General features: G+C 43.2%; 10 protein-coding genes. 5 read left to right on the forward strand and 5 right to left on the reverse strand.

Going from position 1 to position 6333, the window contains the following annotated elements:
• The 5 genes from traN to HMPREF0645_RS02735 all read left to right on the forward strand — a co-directional run.
• The coding region (gene traN, locus HMPREF0645_RS02715; protein WP_007173304.1) for a conjugative transposon protein TraN at positions 1–885 on the forward strand (885 nt) is incomplete at its 5' end.
• A complete protein-coding gene (locus HMPREF0645_RS02720) occupies positions 879–1472 on the forward strand; it encodes a conjugal transfer protein TraO (RefSeq protein ID WP_007173305.1) in 594 nt (197 codons plus the stop codon). The genes traN and HMPREF0645_RS02720, both read left to right, overlap by 7 nt.
• 12 nt (positions 1473–1484) lie before the next feature.
• The gene (locus HMPREF0645_RS02725) at positions 1485–1967 is read left to right on the forward strand and encodes a DUF3872 domain-containing protein (RefSeq protein WP_007173306.1); all 483 of its coding nucleotides are present in this window, start codon (positions 1485–1487) and stop codon (positions 1965–1967) included.
• Positions 1954–2460 carry a glycoside hydrolase family protein gene (locus HMPREF0645_RS02730; RefSeq protein WP_044123153.1) on the forward strand — a complete coding sequence of 169 codons (507 nt, stop codon included), beginning with the start codon at positions 1954–1956 and terminating at the stop codon, positions 2458–2460. Before HMPREF0645_RS02725 ends, HMPREF0645_RS02730 begins: the two co-directional genes overlap by 14 nt.
• Positions 2461–2578: 118 nt before the next feature.
• Positions 2579–3634, forward strand: coding sequence for a hypothetical protein (locus HMPREF0645_RS02735; protein ID WP_007173308.1), 1056 nt, complete (start codon positions 2579–2581; stop codon positions 3632–3634).
• 136 nt (positions 3635–3770) lie between these two features.
• Here HMPREF0645_RS02735 and HMPREF0645_RS02740 read toward each other — a convergent pair whose 3' ends face one another.
• The 5 genes from HMPREF0645_RS02740 to HMPREF0645_RS02760 all read right to left on the reverse strand — a co-directional run.
• A complete protein-coding gene (locus HMPREF0645_RS02740; RefSeq protein WP_007173309.1) occupies positions 3771–3992 on the reverse strand; it encodes a hypothetical protein in 222 nt (73 codons plus the stop codon).
• Between the two features lie 4 nt (positions 3993–3996).
• On the reverse strand, positions 3997–4251 hold the full coding sequence (locus HMPREF0645_RS02745) for a hypothetical protein (RefSeq protein ID WP_007173310.1): 255 nt from the start codon (positions 4249–4251) through the stop codon (positions 3997–3999).
• A gap of 27 nt (positions 4252–4278) precedes the next feature.
• On the reverse strand, positions 4279–5553 hold the full coding sequence (locus tag HMPREF0645_RS02750; RefSeq protein WP_007173311.1) for a PcfJ domain-containing protein: 1275 nt from the start codon (positions 5551–5553) through the stop codon (positions 4279–4281).
• A 4-nt stretch (positions 5554–5557) separates the two neighbouring features.
• The gene (locus tag HMPREF0645_RS02755; protein WP_007173312.1) at positions 5558–5977 is read right to left on the reverse strand and encodes a PcfK-like family protein; all 420 of its coding nucleotides are present in this window, start codon (positions 5975–5977) and stop codon (positions 5558–5560) included.
• Positions 5978–5982: 5 nt separating this feature from the next.
• A partial coding sequence (locus HMPREF0645_RS02760) for a hypothetical protein (RefSeq protein ID WP_007173313.1) occupies positions 5983–6333 on the reverse strand: 351 nt, incomplete at its 5' end.

The raw sequence follows: 6333 nt of genomic DNA on the forward strand, positions 1-6333 counted from the left end.
AACGGCACACCGCTTACGCCTAATCGTCCTCTCTCTTCTGGCGAACTCTTTCAAGGTATGAGCCGTGCCATACCTAATGGGCGTGTCGTCCTGCCCTACGGCTTGGACGTTACCTTCGACAAAACCGTGCATCTCATTTTCCCTGCTCCCATTCGCTATGTGGACTTGGGCAGCAATAACTTGATTGCAGGCAAGGCGGAGGATGCGGAGAACGTGCTGCGTGTGAAGGCTGCCGTGAAGGATTTTGAGACGGAAACCAACATGAGCGTGATTTGCGAAGACGGCTCGTTTTACGCTTTTAGTGTCAAATATGCCGATGAGCCGGAGAAGTTAAGCATCGAGATGAAGGACTTCCTGTCACCAACTGAGGGGCGATTGCCCAGCAATCGTGCCGACATCTATTTCAAGGAACTCGGCAACGAGTCGCCCGTACTCGTCAAACTGATGATGCAGACCATCTATCAGAACAACAGGCGTACCGTCAAACATATCGGCTCGCAGCAGTTCGGTATGAAGTTCCTGCTTCGTGGCTTGTATGCCCATAACGGCTTGCTGTATTTCCACACTCGAATGGAAAACAGCACGAATATGCCATACTCGGTGGACTTCATCACCTTCAAGGTGGTTGATAAGAAGATGGCAAAGCGTACCGCTATACAAGAGCAGGTGCTTCAGCCACTTCGTGCCTATCATCAGGTAATGCAGGTGCGTGGCATGAGTAGTGAACACGCTGTGTTTGCGCTCGAGCAGTTTTCTCTTGCAGAAGACAAGCAGCTTGAAGTGACGCTCTATGAAAGAAATGGCGGTCGTACGCTGACCTTTTATGTCGGGCAGGAAGACTTGCTGCTGGCAAAGAAGATTGATAACCTCAAACTGAAATGGTAGACATTATGAAGAAGAAAATCATTTTATCGGTTTGCGTTGCGGTGGCTATGGCTTTTAGCTTGCCATCGCAGGCACAGCGACTGATACCCAAGCAAAGGGGAATAGAGGTCGTAGGGAGTGTTCCACTTATCAAGGGTGAAAAGTTCCTTGCAGCTGACAATTTCGGCATGGGAGCATCACTCACCCGCTATCTGGGTCGTGAGAACTATACCTTTGTTATGGCAGAGTATGAACAGCAGAATATGTCGTACAGAAGTTATAACGTAAAACTCAAGGATGCACTTTTGCAGGTGGGCTATATGCACCCAGTTCTCTCCGACAGAGGCAAGAATGTATTTCTCTATGGGGGCATATCTGCTTTGGGTGGCTATGAGGAATTGAATGAGGATAAGAAGCTGCTACCCGATGGGGCTACGCTGCTCGACCGCTCACACTTCGTCTATGGCGGTGCCGTGCATGGCTCGGTGGAGGTGTTCCTGACGGACAGGATTCTCTTTCTTGTAAAGGCACAGGGACGCTTCCTCTTTGGAACAGACGTGCATCGTTTCCGTCCGGCTGTTTCAGCGGGACTAAGGTTTAACTTTTAAGTAGAAGAAAAAATGAAGAAGATATTGAATACGATTTGGGTAATGGGTGTGCTGACCCTTGCCGTGTTTTGCCTATCTGCTTGTGATAGGAATTTGGATGTTCAGCAGTCTTATCCGTTCACTGTCGAGACGATGCCCGTTCAGAAGGACATTGTTAAGGGACAGACGGCAGAGATACGCTGCACGCTCAAGCGTGGGGGCGATTTTGCCGACACACGCTACATCATCCGATACTTCCAGCCCGACGGCAAGGGAACGCTGAAGATGGACGATGGCACGGTGTTCAAGCCCAACGACCGCTATCCGCTCACAAAGGACGTTTTCCGCCTTTATTACACCTCGCTCTCCACCGACCGCCAGACGATTGACGTGTATGTGGAGGACTGTTTCGGTCAGATGCAGCAACTGTCTTTCAGTTTCAACAACGAAAAGGCGGAGGAAAAGGGAAAGACCACCGCAGTAGTAACCAGAGCCTTGAACGATGCGAACAACTAAACGCTTTGCTTTATTCTGTATAATGTGCTTGCTCTGCCAGCCGATCCTTGCCCAGCGCAGGGTACGGTTGGCAGACTTGCCTCCTTTTGAGCGCGCCGTGGTGGTCGTGAAATACTTCGATGGGCTACACAGAAAAGGTTGCTATCCGTATGTCGGATATGGGCATCAGTTGCAACCGGGCGAGCATTTCTCTTCCAATATGACGGAACGGCAGGCAGACTCGCTGCTCCGTGCCGACCTTTGGAAATGCTTTGAACACTTCAAAGGCTATGGGAAGGATGCCTTGCTGCTTACCTTGCTTGCCTACAATGTGGGTGTGGGAAGGTTGCTCGGATATAGTAAGCACCCCAAGAGCCGACTGCTGCGAAAAATAGAGACAGGAGATAGGAACTTCTATCGGGAATATGTCTCGTTCTGCCGATATAGGGGCAAGGTCTTAAAAGGATTGGTGAAACGAAGGCAAGTGGAGTTTGCCTTGTTCTTTCTTCCTTAACCATAGACTGCTATTTTTACTCTTGAATATTATACATTTTAATTTGGTTGTGTAAAATGAAATTAATATCTTTGTAATAATAGCATATTATTAATTAATTTAAATAAAAATCATAATCATGGATAAAACAGATGTAATTTTGCGAGAGCTGACAGAAAAAGAGGTTCTGGAAAGAAAACCTTTTTCACATTTTGGGTGGGAAGGAAATGGAGCATTTTCATTCGTTTCGATATCAGATGGGTATTGGGATTCTGCAAAAATATTACTGGGAAAGATGATTTCTGATAGCCGTAAGATAGCAGTAATTGATACGCTGATATATCCTCTATTTTTCAATTACAGACATTCCATAGAGGCATACTTAAAGGCACTTTTTTTTAACCATGGCAACCATACGGAAGAGGAAAGGCAAAAGTTCTTAAAATGTGGACATAATCTTCAATCTCTATGGAGTAATTTGCGACCGACTTTGGATGCAGGGAAAAAGCATGTAGGAAGCTCTGTCAATTTAGATGCAATAGAACATTATATAAAAGAAATTAATAAATTTGATCCTGACTCTATGGTGATGCGGTATCCTATTAGAAAAGATTTAAAGAATAATAAAGGACGTCAATACCGCGTTGATTTCATTCATTTTGGAGAACGTATGGATGAATTGTGTAATTCTCTGCGACAAATAGATTACGATATCTCTAATCAAATGGATGAATTAGCTACTCCAGAAGAATTAAGCAAATACCTTGAAGTATTCACAAAGTACAAGGATGAAATAGATGAATTTTTATTGCTTTTGGAGAAGGAGTTGAAAGATGAATATAAGGAAGTTGCCATAGATTTTTTCGATTTAGGAACATTGTCAAGTGATGACGAAATGTCAGATGTCGACAAATTCATCCAAGATTGTGCCCCAGATTTGCTAATTCTCCTAAATAATCTATATTATGGTGGACGTTTGGTCAATGAACAAGCTGTTCGATTATCAACCTCTCCAGTTAGAAAGCAGAAAGAATTTGTTCGTTTCTGTAACGAACTATTGAAAAAAGATGGACTCTCTTTTGGAACGGAGCCTTCTGAGGGGCAAATAAATATAGAAGGTAAACTAGCCTCATCCTTGATAGCAGGTATCTCAACATCTATTTCCATTCTAAATTTAGCAGATAAGATACAATAAGAAAGATAGAGTATAAGTCAGATATATTCCTGCGACTTTCTTTTGCTTCTTTTCTTTGGTCGCCTACTCGTTCAAAGAGAAAGAAAAGAAGCCACGCAAATTTCGGTTTGCGTGGCTTTTACTGTTATTCAGAACACTATTTCTGCACTTTCGTTATTCTACTTATTCGTTTGTTGGGATGTCTGTCAAATGCCCAATTTATCTCATCATCGGGCAAAGTACTGTGAATGCTACCACCCATCACCAACCCACAATTTTGCAGGACTTTCTGCCGTGCGTCTTCTTTGCTCTCCGCAACCACATCGAACACTCCTTCAAAGATGTATTGCGTCCGAACTCTGTAAAATTTCTTCTTCATAAAATTAAAATTCAACTTTTAATAATCTGTATTCCTTTGGCTCTCCATTGGATAATTTGCGGTGTTTGAGCCAAAAGTGATGCGCGCCATAGCCGTATGCAAAGAACTTATCAAGCTCTGTTTCTTCAGCTATTTTGTTGATAGCTGACCTTAACTCCTCTTTGCTGTCGGATAGGGTTATTGCGTTGATAACCCTAATGAGAATATGTGGTATCTCATCTGCCCAGTTGTAGATAATATTTTCAATCTCAGTTTTCATATTTCTAATAATTTAATGGTTCATACTTTATACTGTTGCTTTCATTCTTCGTCTTATAAGACCTCGATTGGCATTCACAAGGTTTACTATCTGCTCGTGGTATTCCGTATTCTTGTTGCATACCCCACGACTTTGTATCACTTCCAAAGTTCGTAATGATACTTCAATGGTTTCTATTCTCTTGCCTTCAATGGTAGCCGAAAGGATAAGGGAGTCTTCCTTGAGGTAATATGCATTAGAGAATACGCAATGGTGCATTGATACACCTTCTTCCAAATGTTCCTGAACACTCTCCAATACGTGGACTTGGATAGTGCCGTCCGTGAAATGGATACCGAAAAAATTGGATTTAAGTTCTTTGAAACGCTTTTCATCTTCCATTGCTTTCTTTTGCTTCTGTTCTATTTCCTCCCTTTCACGCTGTCTGAGAAGTTCCTCGTGTCTGCGGTCGTGTTCGGCTTTAAGGTCTGTGGGGCATAAATATTTTGGATTATGTATATCCTTACCTAATCTTCTAAGTGTATCTACATAATCACTCCAAAGAGAAATGTCTGCTATCTCATAACCGTTACGAACTGCAATCTTGTAGGACTGCCATAGGTCCTCAAAAGTCCTCCTGTTGCCAAGAAAGTAACGTAAGTGGTCTGTACGACCTGCCTTTAGCAATGTTTCTACACGGTTGTCTGTAAGCAATGCCGGAATAAGCTGTGTAGGTACGATGCCATAGAAATTATCCTTAAAACCATTTCTGCGAAGTATGTCTATAACCTTGAACTTCGGATATATCGGTGAGTAGGCAATATGCTGATAGGCTTCATTATCGTTGCGTATCGCCATAGGACTATAATAGGAAAAGGTATCAACATAGTGTCCCAATACCCTCTGTATAGCAACCACAGCTTTTCGTCCCTGCATATTCCACCAATATTGCCCAATCTCTATTATGGAAGTCTGTGCTTTGTAACCTTTCTCCATACCCACAACAAGTAGGAACATACGTAATACTTGAAACTCTCCACAAGTGGTAAGTATGGTGAAATATTGCTTCTGCTGCAACTTGCGCTCATAGGTTTCCTTGACCTGCAACTTTGCCCTGCAATGAGGGCAAGTGCAAGTTTCTCTATGTTTGTTCATTACCCAACTATGCCCACAATCCATACAAGTGGTGCGACCTTTTGGCAAGCGGTAGGCGAAGTGGTCTATGCACTCACGGAAAGCCCACTTACTTTGTGTCTTGGTTATCGGGCAAAGATACTTGCTTTGTTCCAAAACTGACTTTTCAAATTTGTTTCTCGGTTTCATAGGCTTAAAAATCAAATAGTGATGGTTGTACATGGGTTGCTACATTCTCGGTCTTTTTAACTCGTGCGTTACGGCTCTGTATTTTGGCAAGTTCCTCACGCTGATATTGCTTAATGGCTTCCTGCCTTGCTTCGACTTTTTCCTCCTCCGTTAGTTCCACAACGTGATTAACGGCAACTTGGCAAGAAACAGCCTTGCCGACCTCTATATCGTCCTCATCGTAGTAGTGAACAGCCATAGAGAAGATTTCATCATCATCAAAGCCGTTGCAACCACTTTTCTGCACTTCATTAAGAATGTAGGTGATGCACTCCTCGATATTCTTGTTCGGTTTCATCAAGTTAGGGGCAAACAAAGGGTCTGTCATAGCACGCTGATTGAGATACTCGGCTATTGTCCGTGTGAAATGTTCTGTTCCTTTCATATTGCTTAGTATTTTGGGATTTCTACTATTTGATTGATACGCTCATATAGGTAGGCTCTTAGGCTTGTTCTGTCGGGTGCGTAATACTCTGTCCATTGTCCGTACTGATTGACAAGATATTTCTTCAGTACATCAAAGAAGTCAAAGCGATAGCCTTGCAGGGGAACGGCTGTGTGGAAATAGGTATTAGAGTTCACCGCTTCACATAGCCAATTCTTTTCTTCACGGCTCATACACTCACCACGATTGAGTTTCATACGCAGGAGATATACTTTGCTGTTACAAAGGCTCTCCAAAGGGGGAACGTCCCATTGTACAAACTTAATTGCCAACACTTGCTCACTCTTTTCAGCCGT

Source organism: Hallella bergensis DSM 17361 (genome assembly GCF_000160535.1).
GTDB lineage: Bacteria > Bacteroidota > Bacteroidia > Bacteroidales > Bacteroidaceae > Prevotella > Prevotella bergensis.

Excerpts from the sequence above, each read along its gene's own strand:
- HMPREF0645_RS02755 (WP_007173312.1), bottom strand. The coding sequence starts at position 5,977 with ATGAAAGGAACAGAACATTTCACACGGACAATAGCCGAGTATCTCAAT.
- HMPREF0645_RS02730 (WP_044123153.1), top strand. The coding sequence starts at position 1,954 with ATGCGAACAACTAAACGCTTTGCTTTATTCTGTATAATGTGCTTGCTC.
- HMPREF0645_RS02740 (WP_007173309.1), bottom strand. The coding sequence starts at position 3,992 with ATGAAGAAGAAATTTTACAGAGTTCGGACGCAATACATCTTTGAAGGA.
- HMPREF0645_RS02725 (WP_007173306.1), top strand. The coding sequence starts at position 1,485 with ATGAAGAAGATATTGAATACGATTTGGGTAATGGGTGTGCTGACCCTT.
- HMPREF0645_RS02735 (WP_007173308.1), top strand. The coding sequence starts at position 2,579 with ATGGATAAAACAGATGTAATTTTGCGAGAGCTGACAGAAAAAGAGGTT.
- HMPREF0645_RS02745 (WP_007173310.1), bottom strand. The coding sequence starts at position 4,251 with ATGAAAACTGAGATTGAAAATATTATCTACAACTGGGCAGATGAGATA.
- HMPREF0645_RS02750 (WP_007173311.1), bottom strand. The coding sequence starts at position 5,553 with ATGAAACCGAGAAACAAATTTGAAAAGTCAGTTTTGGAACAAAGCAAG.
- HMPREF0645_RS02720 (WP_007173305.1), top strand. The coding sequence starts at position 879 with ATGGTAGACATTATGAAGAAGAAAATCATTTTATCGGTTTGCGTTGCG.